Raw genomic sequence first — 26,225 nt, 5'->3', positions numbered from 1 at the left:
GGGCTCACCTCTTCCCATTCCGAACAGAGCAGTTAAGCCCGCCAGCGCCGATGGTACTACGTTTTCGTGGGAGAGTAGGTCGCCGCCTTCTTTAGAATCCTCATCATTTATTTGATGGGGATTTTTTTTTTGCCTTTTTTTTAAGGAAATACATTGGAAATTGAAAGATTGAAGGATTGAAAGATTGAAGGATTGAAAGATTGAAGGATTTTATCACTTTGCCACTTTGAAAAAAACCGTCTACCGTCTACCGCCTAATGCTTACTGCATATAGCTTCTTTGAACCTTTGAGCCTTAGCTTCTTTGAGTTAAAAAGTTATGGTGTTATGGAGTTACGATGTTACAAAGAAAAAACTGCCTACCGCCTATCGCCTACCGCATAATGCTTACTGCCCTTTGCTTCTTTGATGGATTGAAGAAGTCGGAAATTGGAAGACAGAATGCAGTGTTCAGTAAGCGTACATTTTCAATCAAGAGTCAGGAATCAAGAGTCAGGAATGCAAAAAAAATGTATTCTTATTCTTTTGAAAATCTTGTAAACTACAAACCATAAACAATAAACCAAAAACCTACTGCTTATTTAAAGATTGAAGAAAAAAACTGCCTACCGCCTATAGCCTAATGCTTACTGCTCTTTGCATCTTTGAACCTTTGCCACTTTGAGTTAAAAAGTTATGGTGTTATGGAGTTATGATGTTACAAAGAAAAACTGCCTAAATCCTACATCCTACTGAATACATCAACTCCCGACTTCAGACTTCGGTTTTCTTTTTTCATTTCCACTTTACAAATTTATAACTTTGTCCCTCTGCATCTTTGAACCTTTGCCTCTTTGATCCAAGAAACTGCTTACTGCATATAGCTTAAAGCATAAAGCCGTTCTGCTCCCCACTAACCCTAAAACATCAGACAATCTATCAAGCTTTTATCAAATCTGAGGATATTATCCTACTTTTGAACTATGAAACAGTCTGCTAAAGAAGAATATTGGAATGTGCTTACGCATGGGGTAGGAGCTTTATTAAGTGTTGTCGGGTTGATGCTATTAATTTTTTATAATAGTAATAAAACAAGCTATGCTACTTTAAGTATTTGGATATATGGACTTTCTGCATTTTTATTGTTTTCAATTTCCACGATATATCATTATGTAAAGTCTGTTGAAACTAAAAATTTACTTCGCAAATTTGACCATATAAGTATTTACTTTTTAATAGCAGGTACTTATACTCCCATCTGCTTAATTCCGCTTGCAAATGGTATTGGTTGGTATTTCTTTTGGATTGTTTGGGGAATTACAGCTATTGGAATTATTTTAAAATTGTTTTTTACCGGTAGGTTTGAAGGCTTGTCGCTATTACTATACTTAGCAATGGGATGGCTTATTGTTTTTGATTTTAAAAACCTAATGGAGGTTTTGTCTAAAAATCAGTTATTGCTATTGATGTTGGGAGGTGTATTTTATACGGTAGGAGTTGTTTTCTATGCAATCAAGAAAATTCCATTTCATCATGTAATTTGGCATTTGTTTGTTTTAGCGGGGGCTATAGCTCACTTTTTTATGATATTGGACGTTATTAGAGCTTATTAAAATTTTGAAAGCAGATTATGCCTTAATAAAATCTTCGAACTCGTAATAGAATTCTTCAAATTTTATCATGGTGTCATTTAGGAAAACCATTGTTTCTTGCCAAGTATTTTTGTTATGAATATTCACGCCGTCTTTTTCTATATAGATTCTAGAAATTTCTTTTCCGTTTTCTAAAAAATAAATGTCTTCATAAATAATATTAGGCAGGTAGTTTTCTTTTAGTACTGCTTTTAAAGATTCTAGTTTTTCATAATATTTAATTCTGTTTTCAAGATTTGAGTCTTCAATATCCAGAGTTACCAATGCCTTTTTGGTAGTAAAATCGAATTTAAAGGAGAAGTCCTTTATTTTGGTATTGTATAAAACCCACTTTCTAGGAAATGATTTACCAAATGAAATCCAAAATTCTTTTCGTAATGCTTTAGATTCTTCTCTACTGAACATATTTTTTTATATATAAAGGCAAAAATATTTCAATTCTTGTAAAAGAGAATGTTAATATGGTTTTTTATTCATGATTTTATGTTTAATTTCACAACCCTTCTTTTTTATTAAAAATAAGGTACGTACACGCTTTAGAATTTTATAAATATTTATTTTCAAAAAGCTTAATTATTAACCCCTAAAAATACCGACTAGATTTGAAACGTAGAGATTTTGTAGTAAAGAGTAGTGCAGCAGTTGCAGCTACAACAGTTTTTGGAACACTTTCTGCCAATACATACAATTTTGATAAACCTATACAAATAGCTGTAATAGGCACAGGAGATAGAGGGAGTGGTTTAATTCCTTTTTTAAATGAAATTGATGGAGTAACTGTTGCAGCTTGCTGTGATGTTCTTCCTTTTAGGTTAGAAAATGGATTAAGACGTGCAGGGAAACAAGCTAAATCATATACAGATTATAAAGAATTATTAGCTAATAAAGATATTGATGCAGTACTTGTATCAACTCCTTTTGCTACGCATGGTAAAATAGCAATGGATGCCTTAAAAGCAGGAAAGCATGTTTACTGTGAGAAGACAATGACACGGGGTTACAAAGAAATAAAAGAGTTTATTGATCTAGCTGAAAGTTCTGGGAAAATTGTTCAAACAGGACATCAATACCATAGTTCTAGGCTTTATGTTGAAGTTGTAAAAATGATTGAAGAAGGAAAAGTAGGGAATATAACTGCTTTTGAAAGTCAATGGAATCGTAATTGGGATTGGAGAAGAGCAGTGCCAGACCCATCGCTTGAGCGTGCTATTAATTGGCGTATGTACGAAGAATATTCTGGTGGCTTGGTGGCTGAGCTATGTTCGCATCAAATAGATTTTGCAAACTGGGTAACTAAATCTACTCCAGAGCGTGTTATGGGAATGGGTGGTATTGATTATTGGAAAGATGGACGAGAAACTTATGATAATGTGCATTTAATGTACGAATATCCTAAAGGAGTAAAAGCTACTTTTACTTGCTTAACATCTAATGCTAAAGACGATTACCAGATTAAAGTTATAGGAGATAAAGGAACCATAATTTTAGATTATACTCAGGCTTGGTTTTATCCTGAGGGACAGTATGATAATGCTAAAAAGGTTGTTGGAGATGTGGATGGAGTTTCTGGTGCCACCATTACAACAGGTTGGGAAGAAGGAAAAGGAATTCCTTTAAATATTCATCATGCAGATCCAAGTAAGCAAGCTTTAATGGATTTTAGAGATAGTATTTTGACTAATAAACAACCAATTTCTAATGTTGTAACTGGAGGGAATACTGCTATTGCTGTACAAATGGGGATAGATGCAATGCATCAGAATAAAATTGTTCATTGGGATGATGTATCCTTATCTTAAATGAGATTGATAATATTTTTTACTCGATAATCGAGATTTGAATATTCTAAAGCCTGCTTCAAGGTAGTTTATTGATCCCTACAAATCATGAATTGAATTATGGTTTGTAGGGATTTATATTTTATTATTAATGTCCGAGTAAAAATACAAGACCGCTTCGCTATAAGAAAAAAGAACAAAGACTAAATTTTAACTATCTTAAAATATGTAGTTTTAAAAAGCAACATTACTAAAAACTCTTTTTTTATTCATTTTTAGGAATAGCAAGGGTCTATCTTGAAAACCTCATTTTGAACCTTGATATAAGTGTAGCTCAATAAATTCTATTAGCTTTTATCGGACAACAATAATATTTTATATAATTAGTAAAATAGTGTTTGGTAGTATAAAGTTGACTTAGTTTTGTTGAATAATGCACTTATTTTCAAAGCTTAAATATAATACGCAATTATAATTCCTACTAGAATTACAATTAGCTTTCTGAGGTTAAATTTATGACCTTCAGAACTTTCAAATAAAATAACAGTAGAAATATGTAAGAAGATACCAATTACTACAGCAGAAATTTCATGATAATATTGTTGTGCTATTTCAAAATTATTAGCTATAAAGCTTCCTAAAGGTGTCATTAGTGAAAAAAGAATTAAAAAAGAAGCAATTTTGGTAGTACTCATTTGAGCATTTATAAAAAAGGTACTCAGAATAATGGCAATAGGAATTTTATGAATTATAATTCCATAAACCAGCGTATCGTGATCGTGTATGGGAAATCCTTCTAAAATGGCATGAATACTTAAGCTGACAAAAAGGAGCCAAGGGAATTTGTGCATATCATCATGAAGGTGTACATGGCCATGCTCTGCTCCTTTAGAAAAGAATTCTAGAAAAATTTGAAGCAATATTCCAAACATTATAAAAACGCCTGTTTTTTTTGGATTTCCATGGTGATATACTTCAGGAAATAAATTAAAAACAGTGATAGACAATAAAAAAGCACCACTAAAAGCTAATAAAAGCTTGAGACTATCTTTTTCTTTAACTTTAAATAGGGTAACAATTATATAGCCTAAAAGTACTGCTAATATGGGAAGTATGTAGTTTAACATATAAAAAGTCCCGTTTTTGACGGGCATATCTAGTATTTATTATTTAAGACAGCTAAATTAATGTATTTTTGTATTTTAAAGTAGGTATACGATGTCTAATAATTTTAAAATGGTTGCCAAAACCATGTTTGGTTTTGAAGAAATCTTAGAAAAAGAACTCCTTAAACTTGGAGCAATTAACATAGAGAAGGGCGTTAGGAATGTTTCTTTTGAAGGCGATAAGGGTTTTATGTACAAGGCAAATTTATGTTTGCGTACCGCTATTAAAATTCTTAAACCGATTCACAGTTTTAAGGTTAGAGATGAACAAGACTTATACGATAAAATCTATAAAATGGATTGGACAGCGTATATGTCTCATTCCAGCACTTTTGCAATTGATGCAACTGTAAATTCAGAAAAGTTTAATCATTCTTTATTTATTGCTTTAAAAACGAAGGATGCTATTGCAGACAAGTTTAGAAATACGGAAGGGAAGCGTCCAGATGTAGATTTAAAATACCCAGATTTAAGAATTAATATTCATATTCAAAAGGATTTTTGTAATGTTTCATTAGATAGTTCTGGACAATCCTTACACCAGCGTGGTTATAAAACAGCTACTAATATTGCGCCAATTAATGAGGTGTTGGCAGCTGGAATGTTGTTGCTAAGTGGTTGGGATGGGCAATCAGATTTTTTAGACCCGATGTGCGGAAGTGGAACCATTCCTGTGGAAGCAGCAATGATTGCTTGTAATATTCCTGCCAATATTAATAGGCGAGAGTTTTCTTTTGAAAAATGGAGAGATTATGATGAGGATCTTTTTGAAAAAATTGTAGAAAGTAGTTTGAAGAAAACACGCGAATTTCATCATAAAATTTATGGTTTCGATAAAGCGCCATCAGCAGTAATGAAAGCTAAAGATAATGTAAAAAATGCTAATTTATCTGAATATATTTCTATTGAGCAACAAGATTTCTTTGCTTCAGAAAAAAATGTGGAAGGGAAATTGCATATGGTTTTTAACCCGCCATATGGAGAGCGACTTCAAATAGATATGGAAGCTTTTTATGCCGAAATAGGGGATACTTTAAAGCAAAGTTACCCAAATACAGATGCATGGTTTATAACTTCAAATATGGAGGCAATTAAAAATGTAGGACTTCGCCCCTCTAGAAGAATCCGACTTTTTAATGGAAAACTAGAAAGTAAATTATTGAAATACGAGATTTACCAAGGAAGTAAAAAAGCAAAATATAATCCCTCATAGAGGGTTTAATTCCTCAGAAACTGTTCTGAATTTACCAAAGGACTCTGTGTCGAAATAAGTTAAATTTGTTTCCTTTGAATACCTCATGGGCTTGCTCCGAGGTAGTTGATTAATCACGATAATAAAGAATTAATATGAAACCTAAAACAAAAGCTCTAGTATATAATTTAGTAGGATTTATAGGACTATTTTTAATAATACGTTTTAGTCTATTGTACCTACTCCCACAAGTATCTCATATTGTTTTGGTATTGGCTGCTGCAGTTGCTGCCAGCATATTAGCACCAAAATTTGCTGTAGTAGAATTAAATGGAAAGGAACAAATTAAAATGAAATGGATATTCCTAAAAGGCTTTAGAGATATAAATTAATTCTGATCTTTCTCTTCTTTTACTTTCTCTTTTTTCTGAGGCTTATTACTCTTAAAAAGTGGAATTAAATAAGTTAATGTATAGTTATATCCTACACCAAATTTACTTCCATCGGTAACTTTGTTGAAGCCTGGAATGTATAGATTAGGAAACTGATTTGCTTCAGTTTGATTGATAAGGTAGTTTAAACGGACACTTCCACTAAGAAAAATATTTCTTATAAGCTCTACTTTTATCCCTAAAACAATTTCGGTCCATTGCGCATTTAATCCACTATATTCTCCAAGCATATCTCCTCCAGTTAAACCAGAATCTGCTTCATTCCAGAATTGATTAGGCGTATATATTTGGTACTCATTTAAAGTTTGATCAAACGTGCTTAATCCAAAACGAATTCCTAAATTGATAATGTTTTCCATTCCATACCAATTTTCATAGGTATTCCAGTCGAATCCTAATTTTAAATAGCTTCCGCTTGTTGTAAAATTGAAGTTGTCTTCTTGTGTAGTTTTTTCTTCATTCCCTAATTCACCAGCTACATAAAAATTATGAGAAACTCTAAAATCTCCTACAATTTCTAATCCGCGGTAATTATCATCTAAAATAGAACGAAGGGGTTTACTTAAATCAATACCAACTCGCAGTCCATAACGTTGTTTATAAACAACACTATCTTTTACAATTTCTTTAGTCGAAATAGTATCGGTGGCAATACTATCTGCAACTATTGTTTCCTCTTGAGAATAACCAATAAGAGCACTAAAAATAAATAAACTACTAATGATATATTTTAACATGGATAGTATCTTGATGTTCTAAATTTTCGTCTTGATCGAAGATGGCATTAATCCATTCTCCTGGATTTTGGATGGTGTCGTTTGTATATGCTGGATTTAAAATAGTAACTAAATCGGTAAAAGAAGTAGCATAACCACAACCTCTAGAAATAAAACGTTCTTGGCGCGTGTAATTAAACTTTAAAGTGTCTATGTTTCCTAATTCTTCTCCTGTTTCTTCGTTGTCTCTAGAGTTGTAAATAATTAAAAACTGACTAGAATTTTCTGATGTTTTTAACGGAATATCAACAGCAGTTTGGTTAGATCTATCAATAAAAGTATTTAAAGTATCTCTAAATCCAGTACTGTCAATCCCTATAATTCTAAGGCTTGGAACAGCTTTATTGGCATCTTGATTTGAGAAATCATAAAAACCTACTTTTAAATAGGGCGTTGTTAAGGTATCATCAGGACAAATATCATCTTTTTCACATGCGGAAAAAATGGCAAGTCCTATGGCAAGCACAAAAAATAAAGCAAATATTTTTTTCATTCTAATTAATTTCAGTCTTAATAATCTTCAAAATCAAGATTTTATCTTTTCTCTAAAAGCACCACATTCTCTACATGATGAGTTTGCGGAAACATATCTACAGGTTGTACTTTTGTAACTTTATACATTGAATCCATCAAAGCTAAATCTCTAGCTTGAGTGGCGCTATTACAGCTTACATAAACTACTTTATTGGGGGCAATATTTAATATTTGTTGCACCACATCTTTATGCATTCCGTCTCTTGGAGGATCTGTAATAATAACATCTGGCGAACCATTATCTTTTATAAACTTAGCATTAAAAACATCCTTCATGTCTCCTGCGTAAAAAGTAACGTTTTCAATTCCGTTTAATTGTGCATTTGCTTTGGCATCTTCAATAGCTTCCGGAACTGCTTCCACACCAACTACCTTTTTAGCTTTTTTAGCAACAAACTGAGCAATAGTTCCAGTACCAGTATATAAATCGTAAACTAACTCATCTCCAGACAAATCTGCAAAGTTTCTTGTAATCTTATATAATTCGTACGCTTGTTCTGAATTTGTTTGATAGAAAGATTTGGCATTGATTTTAAACTTTAACCCTTCCATTTCTTCAAAAATGTGGTCTCTTCCAGAATAGCAAACTACTTCTTGGTCGTAAATGGTATCATTAGGTTTTTGATTCACCACATATTGTAGAGATGTTATCTGTGGGAATTCTTCTTTTAGAAAATCTAATAGCAATTCGCGTTCCTCTTTTTTATCATCATAAAACTGTATCATAACCATAATTTCTCCAGTAGAAGAAGTACGAATCATCATGGTTCTTAAAAGTCCTTTTTGATTTCTAGGATTAAAAAATTCGAAATTATGTGTAATTGCGAAATCTTTAACTGCAGTACGAATAGCATTGGAAGGATCTTCTTGAAGATGACATTTATTAATGTCTAAAATTTTATCCCACATACCTGGAATATGAAATCCTAGGGCATTTTTATCACCTAAATCTTTATCACTTTGGATTTCTTCTAACGTAAGCCAGCGACTATCAGAAAATGAAAATTCCATTTTATTACGGTAGAAATATTTTTTCTCTGAACCTAAAATAGGAGTAAACTCAGGGAGTTGAACCTTTCCAATCCGAACAAGGTTGTTTTCAACTTCTTTTTGTTTATAGAACAGTTGATGCTCATAACCCATGTTTTGCCATTTACAACCTCCACAAACACCAAAATGCTCACATTCTGGAGTTGTTCTTTTTGGAGATTTTACATGGAAATTTGCTATTTTTCCTTCAAAATAAGCCTTACGCTTTTTAAAAGTTTGTACATCTACCACATCACCTGGAACTGCATAAGGAAGAAAGATAACACGTCCATCGGGAGCTTTAGCAACTCCTTTTCCTTTAGCACCAGCATCTATTACTTCTATCTGTTCAAAAATCTGTTTTTTATTCTTTCTTGCCATGGCGCAAAAATAGGATTTTTAGTTTGAATCTTCCTTATAAATTTTGAAGTAGCCGTTAAATCCCAAAACCTACATTTTTAGGTTCTCCTGAATAATGAAAGTTAGTTTAATCCTTCATAGAGGGGCTAATTCCCCAGAGCCTATGCTGAGTTTACAGAAGGGCTCTGCGTCAAAATGAATTAAACTTGTTTTCTTTGAATACCTTGTGGGCTTGCCTTGAGGTAGTTTAATAATGATCTCTAATCCATTCTAAAAGAGGCGTCATGTGTTTTTTAACTTCTGTACTTCCACCTCGGTAATGATTATTCATGAAACTAAAAATCAAAATTTCTCCAGATTTTGTTTCTAAATAACCACTTAAACAATAATTATTGCTCAATGTTCCAGTTTTAGCATGTATGTATGGCTCAGGATTCCCTTTAAAATAATTTTTTATGGTACCTGTTTCTCCGCCAGTTGGAAAAATATCGAATAAGGTTTCTTTCGGAATTTCCTTGTATAACTTGTTCAAAACAAAAACCATAGATTCTGGAGTAAAGAGATTGTATCTAGAAAGTCCTGAGCCATCTACCCATCTTGGATTTTGTTGAATTTCTGCTAATTCATTTTTTAGGATGTATTCTTGCGCTTTGTGTCCACTCAAAGTATCGGTTAGCATTGAGGAAGAAAGTATTAAAAGCTGTTCCGCAATAAAATTATCGCTTACTCGCATCATTCTTTTATAAACTGAATCCGCTTTTATTCCGTAAATTGTTTTCTTTTCACCCTCTGGAAATTCAGTAACAAGAGTTATTTTTTTCTTTAGAATATCTTCTAAAATTCCTTTAACAGCGCTACTATCTGTTATATAAGGAACTTCAACGGTATCTTTTTTAGAAGGATTTAAATAGAATTTGTTTTCATGCATCGATCGTCTGCGATTGACATTGATAAGCGAGACATTTTCTTTGAAATAACTTGGAGAAACAAAAAGAGAATCTCCCTGGTCCATTGTTACAATATTTCCATAAAGAGGTAAAGCACTTCTCTCTGGTGCATAGTAGGTGTCGTAATCATCCCAAGACCAACCAGGACCAAGTTTTGTGTCTTCTAAATTAGTATAAAAAAGATTGATTTTTTGCTGATTTTTCAGAAAATCAATCATAGAATTATCTTTTAAATAGGGATGTAAAGAAGCTGGATTTCCAACGCCTTCAATATAAATTTCGTTATTTTCAACAATGTATTTTAAGGTTGGAAGGTTTTCAGGAAGAAGGGTATGAGCTGTATATAGTGTAAAAATTTTGGTATTACTAGCAGGCGTAAAATATTTATCGCCATTATAACTTATAAGCGTATCTCCAGATGTAGGATTATAGACAAAAAAGCCAGTGAATTGATTTTTATAAAAATCATTATCAAAACTTTGGTTGATTTGTTTGCTAAGCTTTTTATTTGAGGCACAACCTATTAACGCTATAGTTAGTAATGTAAAATAAATTTTTTTCATTTAATATGAATATTTAAAATCATTAATGTCCGAGTACAAATACAAGACCGCTTCGCTATAAGAATAAAGACTAAATCTTAACTGTCATAAAATGAAAAGCTTAAAGAAATAGCCTTTCTAAAACCCTGTTTTTATTCATTTTTATTAATAGCAAGAGTTCCCATTTTGAAAACCTTTATATAATTGGAGTCCAATAAATTCCGTTTAACTTTTATCGGACAACAATAATTTGAAATTCAAAATAAGTATAAAAATCGCTAATTATTAATAAATACTTAACCTTTTGTCGAAAAAGTATGAGATTTTGATCTAATTAATTTTGAATATTTTAAAAATTGTTATATTTGATAAAACCTAAATCTTTAATAATCAACCTATGTTTAAAAACCCTTTTACCTACGAAGGCAGAATTAGACGAACAGAATATGGCTTGAGTCTAATTTTTTCCGCCATTGGCTATTGTATAGCAATTTTTCTTACAACCTTATCAGTTAATTTAATAGAAACCGATGCAACAGGAATGAGTTTGTTGTTTTGGGTTTTTCTTTTACCTGTTTTTTATTTTAATGTTGCACAGAATACTAAAAGATGTCACGACTTAGGACATACAGGATGGTACCAATTGATTCCTTTTTATGGTTTTTGGCTTTTATTTGCTGAAGGACAAGAAGGAGTAAATGAATACGGACAAAATCCAAAAGAAATACATCGTTATGAAGAGCTATCCGAAATTAGAAGTGCTTCTTAACTTTAACATTTAAAATTTGATTTTAACGGTTAACCAACAATTTTATATTGAATCTAACGTTAATTTTAGACAACCAATTATTAAACCTATAAGACAATGGCAAGAGCTATGTTTGAATACACCAAAACGGTGTTACAAAAAGTAAGTTTTGATCCTAAACTATTTTGTAAAGAATTGGAGAAAGCTGCTAAAAGGTTGTTACCCTATGAATTGGATGAGTTAAGAATATGGCTTAATTTTTACATTCAAGGGAAACCCGAATTATCTAAATCATTAATTTATTTTAAACAATAACATAAAAAAATCCGCTACAAGCGGATTTTTTTGTTTTACAAAACTTCTATTTTTTATGGAGAGGGCTCACTATTTTTACATTTTGAAATGCAATTGCTCCTCTTACAACTCCAGAAACAATATCTTTTAAAGCGTCTGTAATATGGATTTTTAATTCACTTTTATGATAAATTAAACTCACTTCTCTTGCAGGATTAGGTTCTGTAAAATAACGTAAATGCTTTTTTTGAGTTTCACTCATATTCAAGGTGTGTAAATATGGAAGTAAAGTCATTCCAAGCCCTTCATCTGCCAATTTCATCATAGTTTCGAAGCTGCCGCTTTCCAATTGAAATTGTTCATCTCTAAACCCTTTTTTCGATTTACATAAATTAATAACCCCATCACGGAAACAATGGCCATCTTCTAATAATAATATATCGTCGAGATCTAAATCATTAACGCTTATTTTATCTAATTTATTTAATCGGTGGTTTTCTGGAACGTATGCCACAAATGGCTCATAATAAAGCGCCCGTTCTTTTATATTCTCATTATCAAGTGGGGTAGCGGCAATGGCAGCATCCAAATAACCATCTTCAAGCTTTTCTATAAGAGTTTCTGTATTTTGCTCTTCTATTTTAAGATTTACTTTAGGGTATTTATTTACAAAATTTTTCAGAAAAAGAGGGAGTAATGTAGGCATTATTGTAGGAATAATCCCCAATCGGTATTCTCCACCTATATAACCTTTTTGTTGGTCTACAATATCTTTTATTCGGTAAGATTCATTAACAATATTCTTAGCTTGTTCAACTATTTTTTCTCCTACTTGTGTTAGTTGAATGGGTTTTTTACTTCTGTCAAAAATTAAAATATCTAGCTCATCTTCCAACTTTTGTATTTGCATGCTTAATGTAGGCTGTGTAACAAAGCTTTTTTCCGCAGCATGTGTAAAATTTTGATATTCGGCTACAGCCAAAACATATTGTAATTGTGTAATGGTCATTTTTTATTATTTAAGCCATAAAAATACAAAACTATTAGAAAATTTTATAGTAGTTAAGGAATTGATTTAAAAATCTGATTATTAAGCTAAGATGATAGTAAACTTAGATTCTAGGAATAGATTAAAATCGAATATTGAACGACAAATTTTCTTTTCCAACTGTAAATGATGCATCACTAAATTGTGGTGGCCCATAGCTCATCTCGTTATTAGACATTCCATAACTCTCCATTGGCATCCCCGAGGTGTCAAAATCCATACGCTTATTATCATTTGCATCATGCAAAGCTAAGATTGCATATTTTCCAGGGGGTACATTGTTAAAAGTGACGTGGATTTTACCATTTTCAATTTCACTTTGCAGATTCATAATACCTTTTCCTTTCATAAAGGTTTCTTCCGTATTAAGAGATAGCAATACTTTTCCGTTGTTGTTGGTTATATTGTCTATAATAACGTCTATACTAATTCCAGTGTTGTCTTTAGTAATTTCTTGTGCATTGATTGTTTGAAGTAGCAAAAATGCGATTAATAAGGATGCTGTTTTCATGATTAAATTCTTTTAAAATTGATTAGTAAACCAAAGAACTTAACAAAAACAGATAAAAACTATTATTAGTTACTGAGTTGTTGTTTATAATGGATGAATTGTATTATATGAGTCCGCGTGCCTTTATTTCTAGATACTTATTAATGGTGTCGATAGTAAGGTTTTCTGGCGAAGTAAGGATTGAATAGATTCCGTATTTCTTTAATTCATTAACAATTAATCGTTTTTCAAAAGCAAACTTTTCTGCAATTACTTTATCATACACTTCCTGAATAGAATTAGCTGGATTTTTGATGAGCGAATCTAATTCTGTATTATCAAAAAATACAACTACAAGTAAATGGTTTTTAGCAATGGCTTTTAAGTAAGGAATTTGTCTGTGAAGCGCATCTAAAGTTTCAAAATTGGTATATAAAAAAAGCAAACTACGTTGGTTAATATGCGTTTTTATATCTGCATAAAGTCGTCCGAAATCACTTTCAAAAAAATCAGTTTCTACATTGTATAGCGTTTCTAAAATAAGATTCATCTGACTGTTTCTACGTTCGGCAATTACAGTATTTTCTACTTTCTTAGAAAAGGTAAACATTCCAGCTTTGTCTTGCTTTTTTAAAACAACATTGCTAATTACCAAAGTAGCATTAATGGCATAATCTAATAAACTTAAATCATTAAAAGGCATTTTCATTACACGTCCTTTGTCTATAACAGCGTATACTGGTTGCGATTTTTCATCTTGAAATTGATTTACCATTAATTGGTTTCTCTTAGCTGTGGCTTTCCAATTAATTGTTCTTAAATCGTCTCCTTGAACATATTCTTTTATCTGCTCGAATTCCATGGTATGTCCAATTCTTCGTATTTTTTTTATTCCATATTGATGTAAACTGTTTGAAATGGCCAGTAAATCGTATTTTTTTAACTGAAGAAAGGCAGGATATGTAGGAACCATTTTATTTTCTGAAAATAAATAACGCTTACTAACAAAACCTATAAAGCTAGAAATGTATATGTTGAGTCTTCCAAAATAATATTCTCCACGCTTTGTTGGTCTGAGTTCATATTGTAATGTTGACTTCTCTGAAGCTTTTAACGCTTTAGAAATTTTGAAATTACGAATTTGAAATTGCTCTGGGATTTCATCAATAATAATGGCATTTACTGGAAAATTATATTGGTTTTCTAGGTGAATAAGGATGATATTTTGATCGCCGTTAGAGAATTTATCTGGTGCTTCTCTTGAAGCTATCAACCCTTTTTTTACAAAGAATAACACTAAAATATCCAAAACAAAAAAAGCTATAAAGCTAAAGAAAGCTATTTGTGCAATAAAAAATAACCACTCTAAAATAAAACTCAACAGAAATAATACAACTATCCCTGAAGCGAAATAATAAAATCGATTTTCGATATAAAGTTGCTTGATGAGTTTCATAAAAAATGTTTTTTCAAAAGTGTTTTATCGTGGAATTTCGATACTTTGAATTAATTGATTTACTATTTGCTTAGCAGTAATACCTTCCATTTCTCGTTCTGGAGTAATAATAATTCGGTGTTGAATTACTGGTAAAGCCACTGTTTTAATATCTTCTGGAGTTACAAAATCACGACCATTAATAGCGGCAAAAGCCTTTGATGCCTTTAATATAGCAATGGATGCTCTAGGAGAAGCCCCCATATATAAAAACTCATTGCTACGTGTTTGACTTACAATTTCAGCAATATATTTAATGAGGTTGGGCTCTATAATAATTTCGTTTACCAATTCTTGGTATTTAATAATTTCTTCTTGTGTTAAAAAAGGAGTTACTTGGTCAATTTTTTTATTTTCTTTTAATTGATGTTCTCTTAAAATAATTTCAACTTCTTCTTCTAAAGTAGGGTAATGGATGTCTATTTTAAACAAAAAACGGTCTAGTTGTGCCTCTGGCAATCGGTAGGTTCCTTCTTGTTCTATTGGATTTTGAGTGGCAAGAACCATAAATGGAGGCGGTAATAAGTAGCGGGTTCCGTCCATGGTTATTTGTTTTTCTTCCATTACTTCAAAAAGTGCAGCTTGAGTTTTTGCAGGAGCTCTATTAATTTCATCTATAAGTAGCATATTGGTAAAAACAGGGCCTTTTTTAAACTCGAATTCAGATTTTTTAAGGTCGAAAATTGAAGTTCCTAAAATATCAGAAGGCATTAAATCTGGCGTAAATTGAATTCTACTAAAATCTACAGTAAGTGTTTTAGCTAATAATTTTGCCGTAATGGTTTTTGCAATTCCTGGAACTCCTTCAATTAAAACATGACCATTGGCTAGCAGGGCTGTTAGGAGCATATCAATCATGTGTTTCTGACCAACAATAACTTTTCCTATTTCTGTTTTTATGCCATTAATTGCAGTTTGGAGTTCTGTAAGATCTATTCTATTTGTAAAAGCTAAATCCTTAGGTTGCGGATTCTGCTCATTGTTTTGGTCGTTATTTAGATCGTTATTTTGTTCTTCAGATTGATTTTCTATCGGTGTGTCCATATTTATTTTTTCTGATAAAATTCTTCAATTAATTTATTTAAATCTACAAGGTCTTTTTCGGTATGTATAGTTTTAGTTCTTAAAGCCAGAATATATTGAATAAGTTTTTGTACTTTATTTTTACTAACTCCAGTTTTGGATGCTAATCTGCTTATAAATTTGTCATCTAAAAGTTCTGTATTTAAATGATAATCTCTCCGGATTTGTTCAAAGAAATAGGTTATTTTTTTATCAATAATATTTGTGTGGTCTTTAGACTCGTAATATAAATTGGCTACTGTTTTTGTAAATTGTACGGTAGTATTGCGTAATGGAGTTATAATTTTTATTGCTCTTTGCCTCCTTTTCGCATTAAAAAGCATAAAAGTAATAATAAAAAATAGTGCTAAAAGCCATGCCCACTTTAAAGAAGGTTGTGAGAAAATAAAGCGTAAAGGAGAGTCGGAGACATACGTCCCTTCCTTATAATCTGAGTCAAAAAGCACAGTTCCATTTGGTACATACGTTAAAACATCTGAAACATAGTTGTAATTAGTGTCTTTTAAAAGATAATAATTGGTAAACGCATAAGGCTGTGTATGTAAGAGAATAGCTCCTTTTTTAAATTTTATTTTAATGAAATTAATATGTTCTTCTTTAAATTTTTGAGAGCCTAAAACAGTAGTATTTTCTTTATTTAATTCGTGGAAATAATAATTACTACTTCCTTTAGATGCAACAATAGAATCTCCTTTAAAAGCGTTATTAGATAATTTAAAAGTAGCGCTTCCACTAAAACTATAGTTATTTTTTAATTTAAATTGAAGCGTATCTTGTAATATTTGTGGAAATTGTTCCGAAGCAATAAAAACAGTATTTCCTTGGCTGGCAAATTCTAATATTTTTTCTACTGAAACCGCATCAATAGTAAAGTTTGGATTAATTTTTAGATAACTCCCTTTTATAGAATAGGTAGAATCTTCCCAATTATAATGGTCGTTTAAAAACTCATATGCAGTTCGATGTAAATTTACAATAGAATCGTTTGGAAAGAGACTCGGTAACTCATCTCGGAAAACTTTAAGCCCATAGGGAATGGTATGTTTTTCACTAAAAGAAGGAGTCCAGTCAACAGGTTTGGGTCTTGAAACTTCAAAAATAATAGCTCCAATAAACAGTAAAACCAAAACGCTTAAGTATATTTTTAAAGTCCTGTTCATTTTCTAACCAAATTTAAAAGGTTTTCAAAACGATCTACTGCCCCTGTATAAGCCAATTTTTCAATAGGAAACTCTCCATACCAGATATAATTATAAAGGTAAGAAGTGTATGAGAATTTTGTTTTTAAGCTAGCATCATTAAGTTCATTTATATAATCGCTATTTGTTTTTTCAACGTCATAATCTATATATTCTCTTTCTGAAAGTTCTTTTAAAAGCCATAAATAATAATAACGAATGGCTAGTCTATAATTTTCTTCTTTAGATGCTTGCTCAATTAGAGTTTTGAAATCGGTTTTATGGATATTGGCTTCTATATCTTGAATGTTAAGACTTTTTTTATCAGAATAGCGACCAAAAATCCATCTTCCTTCTTTATTTAAAATAGCTTTTACAATGATGTAGATTACAACAATAATAATGAGTAAATAGACAATCCGAGAAATAATATCTATTAATTTATTTGCTTCGACATCATTGTTTAGCTGAAATAACTTTATAAAAAGGTCTTTAAACCATTGTTTCAGTCTAGAAAACCAACCATTTGGCGCGGCATCCACTTCATATTGATATTTTTCAGCAGTATAATTGTCTTTAAAATCTTCTGTATAACTACGCTTTTCTATAGCGGAATTTCTATCAATAGTAAGTGTGTCTCCAATACTTTTTTTATTGGCAGCTGTTTGTCCAAAACTAAAAGTAAGCGTGAGAAATAATAAAAAAAAGAGTAATCGTTTTAATCGCATATTAATAACTTCCTATTTCGTCTATCACACTTTTTGTATTAATGTTTTCGGTTTCTTCTTTTAAGCTAAAGTAAATAATGCTTTCATTCATTTGTAAAACAGTAACCATTATTAGGTTTATAAAGAAGGCAACCATATAGGTAATTGTCATTAAAGTAATTGCAGTTAGTGTTTGTTCGTTTGTGTTAGAACCGTTTTCAGCACCTAAAACAAAGGAGCCTATTAAAAAACTATAAGGAATTATTGTTATGATAGTTTGTACTGTTTGAATAATTATATAAAACAATGCTACACAACCATTTGCAGACCAAAACTTTTTGAAGGAAAGATTAAAACTGTACGAGAAACAATCAAAAACTCCTTTGTCTGTTTGTAAATAGGCTATAAAAGCTATAAAGTAAAACTGAGCTAGCCATGCAAAAACAATTAAAAGTAATGGAATTCCTATAATAGTTACGGCTAGAATCCCACAAATAATTAAGATTGCTATAAATGTAGGAATTGCAATTAAAAACCCTGCTAATAAAAAGATAAAAATCTTTCCTAACTGTGTTTTTAATTCATTTATAAGATCATTTTTAGTAAAATTCTTGCCGCCGTGCTTTTCAAATAGAAGAAAATAAATTGGAGTATATGCATAATTAATAACTCCTAGTAAGAGTCCAAGTATAAAAAATAAAGAACCAAATATTAAAACAGTGCCTATATTTTCATCGATATAATTGGTAAAAGGGTCTCCAGAACCAGTTGTAAAATCTGAGAATATTATATTGTTATAAAAGCGGAAAAAGAAAAATATCATTACCATTAATGGAATAATAAAGATCCCATTGATGATAAAGTAGTTTTTATAAAAGTGTTTTCCGTTTTCTTTTAGAAAAGTAAATGTATCAGAAAAAAAGTCTCCAAAAGATCTGGATTTATAGAGCTGCATAATTTTTGGTTATTTTTTTAAAAACAATAGTTGGGTAAATTAAAAAGTAATACGATATTATACCAAGTGTAATTAATATAATTCCTACAGAGAGAAAATGTGGCATAGCATTAGAATAGCGAGTTACAAAACCCTCCAAAAAACCTGCTGCAATGGTAAAAGGGAAGGTGCTTATTAAAATTTTTACACCATCTTTTACTCCAATTTTAAAAGATTCTATTCTGGTAAAAGTTTTTGGAAACAAAATACTAGCACCTAGAAGTAAGCCTGCAGCTCCTTCAATTACAATTGCAAAAATTTCCATAGCTCCGTGGATCCAAATACCACGTACACTCTCCCAGAAAACACCTTCTTGCTGAAACATATATTGAAATGCGCCCAACATAATTCCATTTTGCATAAGTACAAACCCTGTTCCTAAACCCCCAAAAATGCCATAAATAAAAGATTTTATACCAACAAAGAGATTGTTAAATGTAATAGCTAAAAACCCACCCCAATTACTTCCAGTTTTATAAATAGCAACAGGATCTCCTTTTTGAATGTTCTCTAGAGTTCTATTTACATAATCTTCTCCTAAAATAAGTCTAACAAAAGTAGTGTCGTTTGCTGCGGAAATAACTCCGATAGTAACAAAACAGAAAAAAATAATAAAAGCGTAAGCAATATATCTTCGGTATTGAAATACTATAAGAGGAGCTTCTGTTTTCCAAAAAGATAAAATTCTATTAGTATCTTGCCTTTTTGTCCGATATATTTTTTGAAATGCTTTTGCAGCAAGCTGATTTAAATAGTTTATTATTTTACTTTTGGGGTAATAGGTTTGCGCAAAAGACAAATCATTAATTAAATGAATGTACTGAGAAGCAAGGTCGTCTGGATCTTTAAATTGATTATGGAAAATAGCCTTTTCAAAATTGAGCCATTTTTCTTTATTTTGTTTGATAAATGCAACTTCTCTCATGTAGAATAAAAAGTTTAAATTAAGTAAGAAAATGTCAGAGTTACAAATTAACACAACACAAAATGTAAACATAATGTTTACAGCAGCATCGGTGGGAGAACGAATTCTGGCATATGCAACAGACTTTCTTATTAAAATAGCCTATGTTTCTACCATAGCTTATTTTATTTTTCATTTATCAGGGTTGTGGGAAATAATGCAGACTATGGACGATTGGTCGCAAATGGCAATTATATTATTATTTTTACTTCCTGTAGTATTTTATACCTTACTTTTTGAATCGTTATTAGAAGGTCAAACTATAGGAAAGAGAGCCTTAAAAATAAAAGTGGTAAAAATAGATGGATATCAAGCATCTTTTCCAGATTATGTAGTGCGATGGTTTTTTAGAATTATAGACATTAATATGATGAGTGGAATTATAGGATTGATTTCTATAATTGTAAGTGATAAGAGTCAGCGATTGGGAGATATTACTGCGGGAACTTCTGTAATTACCTTAAAAAATAAGGTAACTATTAATCATACTATTTTAGAAAATTTATCAGAAGACTATAAACCAACATATCCAATGGTTATTAAGTTATCCGATAATGATGCTAGGATTATAAAAGAAACTTATGAAGTAGCTAGAAAGGCATCCGACCATCAAACTATGCTAAAGCTAAAAAGTAAGATAGAAGAAGTAACAGGCATACAATCCGTTCACAGTAATACCCATGCCTTTGTGAAAACTGTTTTAAAAGATTATAACTACTTTACCCAACACATGTAATGTTTTATTATTTAATAGATTTATTAGGAACAGTTGCTTTTGCAATATCAGGAGTTATGGTAGCTATGAATAAGCGACTGGATCCCTTTGGGATTTTTATTATAGGTTTTGTAACAGCACTGGGCGGCGGAACTATTCGAGATGTATTATTAGGAATTTCTCCTGTAACTTGGTTAATTAATACCACCTATATGTTTGTAGTTATAGGAACCGTTATATTAGCTATAATTTTTAGAAGTAAATTAAAATATTTTAATCTTTCTCTTTTTTTATTTGATACTATTGGAATTGGTTTGTATACAGTTGTAGGTGTTGAAAAAGGTATAGCGGCTGGTCTTCATCCAATTATGTGCATTGCTTTAGGAACAATAAGTGCATGTTTTGGAGGAGTATTAAGAGACATACTTTGTAATGAAATTCCCGTTATATTTAGAAAAGAAATCTATGCCACCGCATGTATTCTTGGTGGAGTAAGTTATTTTATATTGACACTTTTTGATATTAAAAGTAATATTGTTTTTGCCATTCCAATTATTGTTGTAATTGTGGTGCGTTTGTTAGCAGTTAAATACAAATTAGAATTGCCTACCGTTTATAAAAAATAAATGTATTTTATTTGAATACCAAAAGGATTTATTTACCCTACTTTGCTTGAACGGGTATCGAGGTATAAATGCTACGAGGCTTTCTCAAAACCACAATGCTTTTTTTAAAATACTTTGTGTGCTTATATCGAGGCAGCTTATTCCAAAATTTCAACCGATTTAATAAGTACATTTTTTAGAGGCCATTCGTCTTTTCCAGCAGGAACATTATTAATTTTATCTACAACATCCATTCCAGAGATTACCCTTCCGAAAGCAGTATATTTACCATCTAAATGGTGTGCCCCATTCTTAGCAGTAACTATAAAAAACTCAAATGGAGATGCTAGTTTATGTGGGTTTGCAACATCATCACTACTAGGCATAGACATAACTCCGCGGTTGTGTTTTAGTCCCTTTTTAGTATCTGGAGGAAGCAAATAAAACCCAATGCTATCTCTTTTTTTAGCGGTAGACATCATATCTGTATTTCCTCCTTGAATAATAAAATTCTTAACTACACGGTGGAAATAGGTATTATTAAAATATTTTTTCTTGGTTAGATAAATAAAATTAGCTCTGTGGTAGGGCGTTTGGTTGTATAAATCCACAACAAAACTTCCCATAGAAGTGTTTATTTTAACTATGTGTTCTGTATGCTCTTTTTGATATTCAAAGAAAAATGGAATAGCATTATCTTCTGTCAGTACAAATGGCTTTTCTTCTTCTTTTTTTTGTTGCGTTTCTTTTATTTTTGCTGAATCTATTACAGTGGTATCTTTGACTTTTTCTGCTGAAGAGCTCTTAGTTTTTTTTGCTGAATCTCCACAACTAGATAAAATAAATAATAGTATTATTGTAAATGCTCGAACTGTATAATATTGCATATGAAATTTGCTGATTTTTACGATTTAGTTCCAAAAATAAAAAATCTGCCACTACCAGGGCAAGAATCTCATTATAAAATGGCTCCTTTAACCAGAATGGAGACATTAGATACTATAAATATTGAAGATAAAAACCCGAGAAGAGCAGGAGTTGTAAGTCTTTTTTATCCAGATGATGCGTTAAAAACTAGACTTTTATTAATTCTTCGTAAAACCTATAATGGCGTACATTCAAATCAAGTAGGTTTTCCAGGAGGAAAAGTAGAGCTTTCAGATAAAAATATAGAAGAAACTGCATTAAGAGAGACTTGGGAAGAAGTAGGAGTGTCTCCAAATAAAATAGAGTTGGTTAAGAAAATGTCGGAAATATATATCCCTCCAAGTAATTTTTTAGTACAACCATTTGTGGGGATTTCTACAGAAAAATTAGAATTTACATTACAAGAAGATGAGGTAGAAGAGATTATTGAAGTTTCATTTTCTGACTTTATGAATGATAAGGCTCTTTTTGAAGAAAATTTAACCACTTCTTATGCTAAAAATATAAACGTACCTGCCTTTAAATTAAACAATTATACGGTATGGGGCGCTACTGCAATGATGCTTAATGAGGTTAAAGAAATGTTTAAAAAGCTAATCTAAGGTTAAGATTTTGTATTTTTGAAACTTTGTTAACACTAGCATATAACTATTAGTAATGGGATTGTTTAAGAAAAATCCTTTCGGACATATATTATTTTTAAAAAAATGGCTTATTCGTATTGCAGGTTTATTAACCCACCGTCGTTATCGTGGGTTTAATGAGTTGCAAATTGAAGGGTCGGAAATTATTAAAAACCTTCCTGAAACAGGGGTTTTATTTATTTCAAATCATCAAACATACTTTGCAGATGTTGTAGCAATGTTTCATGTTTTTAATGCAAGCTTGAGCGGTCGTGGAGATTCTATAAAAGATGTTACTTATTTGTGGCAGCCTAAATTGAATATTTATTATGTGGCAGCAAAAGAAACCATGAAATCTGGATTTCTACCAAAAATATTGGCCTATGCAGGATCTATAAGTATTGAACGTACTTGGAGAGCAGATGGGAAAGAGGTAAACAGACAGGTAAAGTTTAGTGATATTTCTAATATAAAAAAAGCCTTAGACGATGGCTGGGTAATAACCTTCCCGCAAGGGACTACAAAACCTTGGAAACCCATTCGGAAGGGAACTGCACATATTATAAAACAATATAAACCTATTGTAATTCCTGTTGTTATAGACGGATTTAGAAGGTCTTTTGATAAAAAAGGACTTCGTGTTAAGAAAAAAGGAATTCTTCAGTCGATGGTTATTAAAGAGCCTTTGGAAATAGATTATGAAAATGAATCTATAAATGAGATTGTCGAAAAAATTGAATATGCAATTGAGCAGCATCCCTCTTTCTTAAAGGTAATTCCAGAACAAGCTATTGCAGAAATGGAAGACCTTAATAAAACAAGGCAATGGGAATATTAATTCCCAATTATCAAATAAGTTGATTTGATAAAAATGTTAATGAGTATTTCATAAAAATACCTACTAGGAATTATTTTTTTACGATTGACCATTATTCCTAATTTAGGTATCTTGTGCGCTATTCAAGTATTTAAAAAAAAATAGTTTCATGATAAAAAACCTACTCTCCTTAGTATCAGTATTCTTATTAACTGTTTCCCTCACTGCACAAAAAAAATCAATTACAATTGCCGATTTTGATACCTGGAAACAAATAGATAATAGAGAAATTTCAGAAAATGGAAATTATTTAGTGTACGAATACAACCCAGGAATGGGAGATGGAACACTGGTAATTACAAATCTAAAAACAGGAAAAACAGATTCTATTCCGAGAGGTTATAATGCCACTATAAATGGGAATAGTAATTTTGTTGCTTTTAAAATAAAAGCACCTATAGATATCCGCCGAAAAGAAGAGACCGAGAAAACAAAAAAGAGCAAGCTGCTTAAAGATTCTTTAGGAGTGTATTTATTGCAATCTCAAAAAACAATAAAATATGCTAATAATAACGGTTTTAAACTTCCTGAAGAAGGAGGAAATTGGTTAGCATACAAAACAATTGTCAAGGCAATAAAAGATACCCTTTCAGTAGAAAACGATAGTCTTGATTCTGATAAAAAAATAAAGAAGAAAGAAAAGACTAAAAATGATACCATTTTGGTAGTTTTTAATCCGTTAGAAAAAGACAGTATTGTTTTAAAAAATGTAGTAGCGTATACTTGGTCAAAATCTGCTAACAAATTATTAATTAGTCAGGAAGAAAAAGATTCAATAGGGACTCATTCTACTTTAGTAAATTTTGATGGTGAGACTAAAAAAGCAGATACTATTTTTTCTTCAGAAGGAATAATTAAACAGACAGTTTTAGATAAAAAAGGAACTCGTTTGGCGTTTTTACTTTCTAAGGACACTACCGATATTAAAAACTATGAGTTGTTTGTAGGAAAGCAAGATAATGTAAAGTCTTTTAATGAAGCTAGTATAAAAGGATTGCCAAAAGGTTGGCTTCCTTCAGAAAATCAAGATATTTATTTTTCTGACGACAGCAAGCGAATGTATTTTGGAACTGCCGAAGCAAAGGTTATCCATAAAAAAGATACGCTTTTGAATGCGGAAAGGGAACGATTGGATGTTTGGTCTTGGACAGATACCGAATTGCAACCTATGCAGAAGTTAAATGTAAAAAAAGACCAGAAAAAAACGTATTTAGCAGTATATGATTTTGAGAAAAGTAAGGCTGTTCAGTTAGCAGATAGCTTGGTTCCAGATTTAAGAATTTATGAAGATGGAAATCCAAAATATGCTATCGGTAGTACCGATGATAAGTACAAAAGAGCCTCTTCTTGGTCGGCTTTATTTTTAAACGATTTTTATTTAGTGGATACAGAAGAAGGAACCAAAACTAAAATGTTGGAAGCGCAAAACCGAATTTGGTTAGGGCCTTCTCAAAAGTATGCTGTGTATTACAACAGAAAAGATAGTGTATATTATTCTATTGATATTGCTACTCAGAAGCATTTGGCGCTTACCAAAAATATTGAAGTTGCTTTTTATGATGAGCTAAACGATTCTCCAAATGATCCAAGACCATACGGAGTAGCAGGTTGGTCGGAAGACGATGAAGCTGTGTTTATTTATGATCGATATGATATTTGGAAAATTGATCCTTCAGGAAAAGACAAGCCAAAAAATGTAACAAAAAACGGAAGGATAAATACTACAGAGTATAGATACCTACAATTGGATAGAGAAGAAGAATTTATAGATACTAAGAAGGCACTTTTGTCCGTATTTAATGAAACAGATAAAAAAGCTGGATATGCGTATACAAATTTGCAAAAAGAGAAAGCTCCAGAAGTTCTTGTTTTAGACAATTTTAGTTTTGGATATCCGCTAAAAGCAAAAAATGCTACAACTTTAATTTATACAAAAGAAGCTTATACATTGTACCCCGATTTATGGAAAACGGATCTTTCATTTAAAAATCCTGTACAAGTAACAAACGGACAACAACAGTTAGAAAACTATAAATGGGGAAAAGTAACTTTAGAGAAGTGGACTAATTATGATGGGGTAGAATTACAAGGTTTATTGTACGTTCCAGAAAATTTAGATCCCAATAAAAAATATCCATTGGTGTCTTATTTCTATGAAAGATTATCAGATACCTACCATCGTTTTTACAGTCCAACTCCTAGTCGTTCTACTATTAATAAAGTGTTTTACCCAAGTAACGATTATGTGGTTTTTGTTCCAGACATTATATATAAAGAAGGACACCCAGGAGAAAGCGCTTATAACTGTATAGTAAGTGGAGTGGAAGCTATGGAGGCTAAATATAGCTTTATAGATAGCAATAATTTAGCATTGCAAGGGCAAAGCTGGGGAGGTTATCAAACAGCTTATATTATTACTAAAACTGATAAATTTGCAGCAGCAATGGCTGGTGCGCCAGTAAGTAATATGACGAGTGCTTACGGAGGAATTCGTTGGGGAAGTGGTATGAGTAGAATGTTTCAATACGAGCATACCCAAAGTAGAATTGGCGGAACCCTTTGGGATAAATTTGATTTATACGTAGAGAATTCCCCACTTTTTAAAGCTCCAAATATTACAACGCCACTTTTAATGATGCATAACGATGATGATGGTGCTGTACCGTGGTATCAAGGAATCGAGTTTTTTGTTGCGTTACGAAGATTAGACAAGCCAGTTTGGATGCTTTCTTACAATAACGAACCTCATAACTTAAAAGGAGATAGTTGGGGAAATAGAAAAGATTTATCTACTAGAATGATGCAGTTTTTTAATCATTATTTAAAAGGAGAAGCAGCTCCAACATGGATGGAAAAAGGAAGACCTGCAAAAGAAAAAGATTATAATAAAGGATATTAATATAGTTAGAGCTACTATAAATGTGACTGTCTAAAAAGTATTAAAACTCTAAATAGTGTCCTCAGCTTATTGAAGGGATGTTGAGGTAATAGTATTTTGTTTAAATCCCTCATTGAGGGTTTTATTCCCCAGAGCCTGTTCTGAGTATCTTGAAGGGCTCTGCGTCGAAATG

26 protein-coding genes and 1 rRNA gene are annotated in these 26,225 nt (G+C 31.5%); 12 read left to right on the top strand and 15 right to left on the bottom strand.

Annotation, left to right across the window (positions count from 1 at the left end; genetic code table 11):
* Together rrf and trhA are read left to right on the top strand one after the other, a co-directional pair.
* A 5S ribosomal RNA gene (gene rrf, locus AC13CQ_RS08260) occupies positions 1–91 on the top strand; the annotation flags it as partial.
* Between the two features lie 870 nt (positions 92–961).
* Positions 962–1,591, top strand: a complete 630-nt coding sequence (gene trhA / locus AC13CQ_RS08255) for a PAQR family membrane homeostasis protein TrhA (protein ID WP_337900132.1) — start codon at positions 962–964, stop codon at positions 1,589–1,591.
* Positions 1,592–1,606: 15 nt separating this feature from the next.
* Here trhA and AC13CQ_RS08250 read toward each other — a convergent pair whose 3' ends face one another.
* Complete coding sequence (locus AC13CQ_RS08250) at positions 1,607–2,035, bottom strand: DUF4268 domain-containing protein (RefSeq protein ID WP_482882823.1); 429 nt, start codon at positions 2,033–2,035, stop codon at positions 1,607–1,609.
* A gap of 197 nt (positions 2,036–2,232) precedes the next feature.
* Here AC13CQ_RS08250 and AC13CQ_RS08245 point away from each other — a divergent pair, with 197 nt between their 5' ends.
* Positions 2,233–3,429: a Gfo/Idh/MocA family protein gene (locus tag AC13CQ_RS08245; protein ID WP_474507227.1), complete on the top strand. Its 1,197-nt coding sequence runs from the start codon at positions 2,233–2,235 to the stop codon at positions 3,427–3,429.
* 431 nt (positions 3,430–3,860) lie between these two features.
* On the opposite strand, the gene AC13CQ_RS08240 is transcribed toward AC13CQ_RS08245, so the two are convergent.
* Positions 3,861–4,562, bottom strand: a complete 702-nt coding sequence (locus AC13CQ_RS08240) for a ZIP family metal transporter (protein WP_008613011.1) — start codon at positions 4,560–4,562, stop codon at positions 3,861–3,863.
* 64 nt (positions 4,563–4,626) lie between these two features.
* On the opposite strand from AC13CQ_RS08240, the gene AC13CQ_RS08235 reads away from it, so the two are divergent.
* Together AC13CQ_RS08235 and AC13CQ_RS08230 are read left to right on the top strand one after the other, a co-directional pair.
* On the top strand, positions 4,627–5,787 hold the full coding sequence (locus AC13CQ_RS08235; protein ID WP_337900130.1) for a THUMP domain-containing class I SAM-dependent RNA methyltransferase: 1,161 nt from the start codon (positions 4,627–4,629) through the stop codon (positions 5,785–5,787).
* Positions 5,788–5,921: 134 nt separating this feature from the next.
* Positions 5,922–6,158: a hypothetical protein gene (locus AC13CQ_RS08230; protein ID WP_008613006.1), complete on the top strand. Its 237-nt coding sequence runs from the start codon at positions 5,922–5,924 to the stop codon at positions 6,156–6,158.
* Here AC13CQ_RS08230 and AC13CQ_RS08225 read toward each other — a convergent pair.
* From AC13CQ_RS08225 to AC13CQ_RS08210, 4 genes are all read right to left on the bottom strand, one after another.
* The gene (locus AC13CQ_RS08225; RefSeq protein ID WP_008613004.1) at positions 6,155–6,955 is read right to left on the bottom strand and encodes a DUF6048 family protein; all 801 of its coding nucleotides are present in this window, start codon (positions 6,953–6,955) and stop codon (positions 6,155–6,157) included. The two genes, AC13CQ_RS08230 and AC13CQ_RS08225, sit on opposite strands and share 4 nt — an antisense overlap.
* Positions 6,936–7,487 (bottom strand): DUF6452 family protein, encoded by a 552-nt coding sequence (locus tag AC13CQ_RS08220; RefSeq protein WP_337900129.1) that lies wholly within the window; start codon positions 7,485–7,487, stop codon positions 6,936–6,938. The genes AC13CQ_RS08225 and AC13CQ_RS08220 overlap by 20 nt, the downstream gene beginning before the upstream one ends.
* A gap of 41 nt (positions 7,488–7,528) precedes the next feature.
* Complete coding sequence (gene rlmD, locus AC13CQ_RS08215) at positions 7,529–8,938, bottom strand: 23S rRNA (uracil(1939)-C(5))-methyltransferase RlmD (RefSeq protein ID WP_335588016.1); 1,410 nt, start codon at positions 8,936–8,938, stop codon at positions 7,529–7,531.
* A gap of 226 nt (positions 8,939–9,164) precedes the next feature.
* Positions 9,165–10,427: a D-alanyl-D-alanine carboxypeptidase/D-alanyl-D-alanine-endopeptidase gene (locus AC13CQ_RS08210; protein ID WP_482882822.1), complete on the bottom strand. Its 1,263-nt coding sequence runs from the start codon at positions 10,425–10,427 to the stop codon at positions 9,165–9,167.
* A gap of 376 nt (positions 10,428–10,803) precedes the next feature.
* On the opposite strand from AC13CQ_RS08210, the gene AC13CQ_RS08205 reads away from it, so the two are divergent.
* Together AC13CQ_RS08205 and AC13CQ_RS08200 are read left to right on the top strand one after the other, a co-directional pair.
* Complete coding sequence (locus tag AC13CQ_RS08205; protein ID WP_335588017.1) at positions 10,804–11,175, top strand: DUF805 domain-containing protein; 372 nt, start codon at positions 10,804–10,806, stop codon at positions 11,173–11,175.
* A gap of 96 nt (positions 11,176–11,271) precedes the next feature.
* Positions 11,272–11,469: a hypothetical protein gene (locus AC13CQ_RS08200; RefSeq protein ID WP_008612991.1), complete on the top strand. Its 198-nt coding sequence runs from the start codon at positions 11,272–11,274 to the stop codon at positions 11,467–11,469.
* A gap of 46 nt (positions 11,470–11,515) precedes the next feature.
* Here AC13CQ_RS08200 and AC13CQ_RS08195 read toward each other — a convergent pair whose 3' ends face one another.
* The 8 genes from AC13CQ_RS08195 to AC13CQ_RS08160 all read right to left on the bottom strand — a co-directional run bounded on the left by AC13CQ_RS08195 (position 11,516) and on the right by AC13CQ_RS08160 (position 19,368).
* Positions 11,516–12,457, bottom strand: coding sequence for a LysR substrate-binding domain-containing protein (locus AC13CQ_RS08195; RefSeq protein WP_482882821.1), 942 nt, complete (start codon positions 12,455–12,457; stop codon positions 11,516–11,518).
* Between the two features lie 121 nt (positions 12,458–12,578).
* A complete protein-coding gene (locus AC13CQ_RS08190; RefSeq protein WP_008612989.1) occupies positions 12,579–13,007 on the bottom strand; it encodes a DUF2141 domain-containing protein in 429 nt (142 codons plus the stop codon).
* A 103-nt stretch (positions 13,008–13,110) separates the two neighbouring features.
* Entirely contained in the window at positions 13,111–14,442 is a 1,332-nt protein-coding gene (locus AC13CQ_RS08185; RefSeq protein ID WP_456867495.1) for a DUF58 domain-containing protein, read from the bottom strand.
* A gap of 24 nt (positions 14,443–14,466) precedes the next feature.
* Positions 14,467–15,525, bottom strand: a complete 1,059-nt coding sequence (locus AC13CQ_RS08180) for an AAA family ATPase (protein ID WP_482882820.1) — start codon at positions 15,523–15,525, stop codon at positions 14,467–14,469.
* A 2-nt stretch (positions 15,526–15,527) separates the two neighbouring features.
* The gene (locus tag AC13CQ_RS08175; RefSeq protein ID WP_482882819.1) at positions 15,528–16,724 is read right to left on the bottom strand and encodes a DUF4350 domain-containing protein; all 1,197 of its coding nucleotides are present in this window, start codon (positions 16,722–16,724) and stop codon (positions 15,528–15,530) included.
* Entirely contained in the window at positions 16,721–17,470 is a 750-nt protein-coding gene (locus AC13CQ_RS08170; protein ID WP_482882818.1) for a DUF4129 domain-containing protein, read from the bottom strand. Before AC13CQ_RS08170 ends, AC13CQ_RS08175 begins: the two co-directional genes overlap by 4 nt.
* A gap of 1 nt (position 17,471) precedes the next feature.
* A complete protein-coding gene (locus AC13CQ_RS08165; protein ID WP_482882817.1) occupies positions 17,472–18,404 on the bottom strand; it encodes a hypothetical protein in 933 nt (310 codons plus the stop codon).
* Positions 18,391–19,368 (bottom strand): stage II sporulation protein M, encoded by a 978-nt coding sequence (locus AC13CQ_RS08160; protein WP_482882816.1) that lies wholly within the window; start codon positions 19,366–19,368, stop codon positions 18,391–18,393. Before AC13CQ_RS08160 ends, AC13CQ_RS08165 begins: the two co-directional genes overlap by 14 nt.
* Positions 19,369–19,399: 31 nt before the next feature.
* On the opposite strand from AC13CQ_RS08160, the gene AC13CQ_RS08155 reads away from it, so the two are divergent.
* The gene (locus AC13CQ_RS08155; protein WP_482882815.1) at positions 19,400–20,143 is read left to right on the top strand and encodes an RDD family protein; all 744 of its coding nucleotides are present in this window, start codon (positions 19,400–19,402) and stop codon (positions 20,141–20,143) included.
* Complete coding sequence (locus AC13CQ_RS08150; RefSeq protein WP_482882814.1) at positions 20,143–20,748, top strand: trimeric intracellular cation channel family protein; 606 nt, start codon at positions 20,143–20,145, stop codon at positions 20,746–20,748. Before AC13CQ_RS08155 ends, AC13CQ_RS08150 begins: the two co-directional genes overlap by 1 nt.
* A gap of 137 nt (positions 20,749–20,885) precedes the next feature.
* On the opposite strand, the gene AC13CQ_RS08145 is transcribed toward AC13CQ_RS08150, so the two are convergent.
* Positions 20,886–21,614, bottom strand: coding sequence for a peptidylprolyl isomerase (locus AC13CQ_RS08145; protein ID WP_337900125.1), 729 nt, complete (start codon positions 21,612–21,614; stop codon positions 20,886–20,888).
* Between AC13CQ_RS08145 and AC13CQ_RS08140 the strand changes: the two genes are divergently transcribed.
* From AC13CQ_RS08140 to AC13CQ_RS08130, 3 genes are all read left to right on the top strand, one after another.
* Positions 21,615–22,256: an NUDIX hydrolase gene (locus tag AC13CQ_RS08140; protein WP_482882813.1), complete on the top strand. Its 642-nt coding sequence runs from the start codon at positions 21,615–21,617 to the stop codon at positions 22,254–22,256.
* A gap of 55 nt (positions 22,257–22,311) precedes the next feature.
* Positions 22,312–23,115: a lysophospholipid acyltransferase family protein gene (locus AC13CQ_RS08135; protein ID WP_008612947.1), complete on the top strand. Its 804-nt coding sequence runs from the start codon at positions 22,312–22,314 to the stop codon at positions 23,113–23,115.
* A gap of 148 nt (positions 23,116–23,263) precedes the next feature.
* Entirely contained in the window at positions 23,264–26,053 is a 2,790-nt protein-coding gene (locus AC13CQ_RS08130) for an alpha/beta hydrolase family protein (RefSeq protein WP_482882812.1), read from the top strand.
* Positions 26,054–26,225: the final 172 nt, after the last annotated feature.

This window comes from Galbibacter sp. L-19 (assembly GCF_056857615.1).
The sequence above is the reverse complement of the archived record's forward strand: the minus strand, read 5'-3'. Positions and strand labels throughout refer to the sequence as shown.

Coding starts and splice junctions, on each gene's coding strand:
- AC13CQ_RS08225 (WP_008613004.1), bottom strand. CDS start 6,955: ATGTTAAAATATATCATTAGTAGTTTATTTATTTTTAGTGCTCTTATT.
- AC13CQ_RS08205 (WP_335588017.1), top strand. CDS start 10,804: ATGTTTAAAAACCCTTTTACCTACGAAGGCAGAATTAGACGAACAGAA.
- AC13CQ_RS08155 (WP_482882815.1), top strand. CDS start 19,400: ATGTCAGAGTTACAAATTAACACAACACAAAATGTAAACATAATGTTT.
- AC13CQ_RS08185 (WP_456867495.1), bottom strand. CDS start 14,442: ATGAAACTCATCAAGCAACTTTATATCGAAAATCGATTTTATTATTTC.
- AC13CQ_RS08200 (WP_008612991.1), top strand. CDS start 11,272: ATGGCAAGAGCTATGTTTGAATACACCAAAACGGTGTTACAAAAAGTA.
- AC13CQ_RS08210 (WP_482882822.1), bottom strand. CDS start 10,427: ATGAAAAAAATTTATTTTACATTACTAACTATAGCGTTAATAGGTTGT.
- AC13CQ_RS08145 (WP_337900125.1), bottom strand. CDS start 21,614: ATGCAATATTATACAGTTCGAGCATTTACAATAATACTATTATTTATT.
- AC13CQ_RS08235 (WP_337900130.1), top strand. CDS start 4,627: ATGTCTAATAATTTTAAAATGGTTGCCAAAACCATGTTTGGTTTTGAA.
- AC13CQ_RS08135 (WP_008612947.1), top strand. CDS start 22,312: ATGGGATTGTTTAAGAAAAATCCTTTCGGACATATATTATTTTTAAAA.
- AC13CQ_RS08250 (WP_482882823.1), bottom strand. CDS start 2,035: ATGTTCAGTAGAGAAGAATCTAAAGCATTACGAAAAGAATTTTGGATT.
- AC13CQ_RS08220 (WP_337900129.1), bottom strand. CDS start 7,487: ATGAAAAAAATATTTGCTTTATTTTTTGTGCTTGCCATAGGACTTGCC.
- AC13CQ_RS08170 (WP_482882818.1), bottom strand. CDS start 17,470: ATGCGATTAAAACGATTACTCTTTTTTTTATTATTTCTCACGCTTACT.
- trhA (WP_337900132.1), top strand. CDS start 962: ATGAAACAGTCTGCTAAAGAAGAATATTGGAATGTGCTTACGCATGGG.
- AC13CQ_RS08160 (WP_482882816.1), bottom strand. CDS start 19,368: ATGAGAGAAGTTGCATTTATCAAACAAAATAAAGAAAAATGGCTCAAT.
- AC13CQ_RS08175 (WP_482882819.1), bottom strand. CDS start 16,724: ATGAACAGGACTTTAAAAATATACTTAAGCGTTTTGGTTTTACTGTTT.
- AC13CQ_RS08230 (WP_008613006.1), top strand. CDS start 5,922: ATGAAACCTAAAACAAAAGCTCTAGTATATAATTTAGTAGGATTTATA.
- AC13CQ_RS08150 (WP_482882814.1), top strand. CDS start 20,143: ATGTTTTATTATTTAATAGATTTATTAGGAACAGTTGCTTTTGCAATA.
- AC13CQ_RS08190 (WP_008612989.1), bottom strand. CDS start 13,007: ATGAAAACAGCATCCTTATTAATCGCATTTTTGCTACTTCAAACAATC.
- AC13CQ_RS08140 (WP_482882813.1), top strand. CDS start 21,615: ATGAAATTTGCTGATTTTTACGATTTAGTTCCAAAAATAAAAAATCTG.
- AC13CQ_RS08180 (WP_482882820.1), bottom strand. CDS start 15,525: ATGGACACACCGATAGAAAATCAATCTGAAGAACAAAATAACGATCTA.
- AC13CQ_RS08240 (WP_008613011.1), bottom strand. CDS start 4,562: ATGCCCGTCAAAAACGGGACTTTTTATATGTTAAACTACATACTTCCC.
- AC13CQ_RS08165 (WP_482882817.1), bottom strand. CDS start 18,404: ATGCAGCTCTATAAATCCAGATCTTTTGGAGACTTTTTTTCTGATACA.
- AC13CQ_RS08195 (WP_482882821.1), bottom strand. CDS start 12,457: ATGACCATTACACAATTACAATATGTTTTGGCTGTAGCCGAATATCAA.
- rlmD (WP_335588016.1), bottom strand. CDS start 8,938: ATGGCAAGAAAGAATAAAAAACAGATTTTTGAACAGATAGAAGTAATA.
- AC13CQ_RS08130 (WP_482882812.1), top strand. CDS start 23,264: ATGATAAAAAACCTACTCTCCTTAGTATCAGTATTCTTATTAACTGTT.